Genomic DNA, 1,113 nt, shown 5'->3' on the forward strand with positions numbered 1-1,113 from the left:
GCACGCTCAGCATGGCCGATTACACCGGTCCCAGCGAGCGGCGGCGGCAATTCGAGCGGGAACTGATGTGAAGCCAGCGCCACGCTGGCCACTGCATCCGGCTCCCAGGGAAGGCGAAGCCTTGTCTTCGTGGCTCAACCGCGTGGCCCTTTGCTATCACATGGAGGTGTCCGAGCTGCTGGAGCACGATCTTGGTCACGCTCAGGTTGATGACCTGGATACCGCGCCACCACTGGCGCTGTTGGCGATGCTCTCCCAGCGGAGCGGTATCGAGCCGGACCGGCTGCGTTGCATGAGTTTCGCCGGCTGGGTGCCTTGGCTACTGGACAGCCTTGATGATCAGATTCCAGACGCATTGGAAACCTATGCGTTCCAGCTCTCGGTGCTGCTGCCGAAACTCCGCCGCAGGACGCGATCCATCACGAGCTGGCGTGCCTGGCTGCCCAGCCAGCCGATACATCGCGCCTGTCCTCTCTGTCTGAACGACCCGGCAAACCAAGCCGTACTGCTTGCATGGAAGCTGCCCCTGATGCTGAGCTGCCCGCTGCATGGCTGCTGGCTGGAATCCTATTGGGGCGTGCCTGGGCGGTTTCTCGGCTGGGAGAACGCCGACACTGCGCCGCGCACCGCCAGCGACGCGATTGCAGTGATGGACCGGCGTACCTGGCAGGCACTGACGACCGGCCATGTGGAACTGCCGTGCCGACGCATCCACGCTGGATTGTGGTTTCGGCTGCTACGCACGCTGCTCGATGAGCTGAACACCCCGCTTTCGGCGTGCGGAACCTACGCGGGGTATCTCCGCCAAGTCTGGCAAGGCTGCGGGCATCCGCTGCGTGCTGGGCAAAGTCTGTGGCGACCGTATGAAACCCTGAACCCGGCAGTACGGTTGCAGATGCTGGAGGCAGCGGCAGCGGCAATCAGCTTGATTGAGGTGAGGGATATAAGCCCGCCAGGCGAGCATGCAAAGCTGTTCTGGTCCGAGCCCCAAACCGGGTTCACCAGTGGTCTGCCGGCGAAAGCGCCGAAGCCCGAACCCGTCAATCACTGGCAACGGGCGGTCCAAGCTATCAGTGAGGCGATCATTGAAGCGCGGCACAACCCCGAGACGGC

Annotated in this window: 1 protein-coding gene; it reads left to right on the top strand. The window is 63.4% G+C overall.

Annotated elements, in window-relative coordinates:
* Nucleotides 1–67: 67 nt before the first annotated feature.
* Nucleotides 68–1,113: TniQ family protein (locus ACDELDRAFT_RS22840; RefSeq protein ID WP_040330811.1), on the top strand; the 1,046-nt coding region annotated here is incomplete at its 3' end.

The organism is Acidovorax delafieldii 2AN (genome assembly GCF_000175235.1).
Taxonomy (GTDB): domain Bacteria; phylum Pseudomonadota; class Gammaproteobacteria; order Burkholderiales; family Burkholderiaceae_C; genus Acidovorax; species Acidovorax delafieldii_B.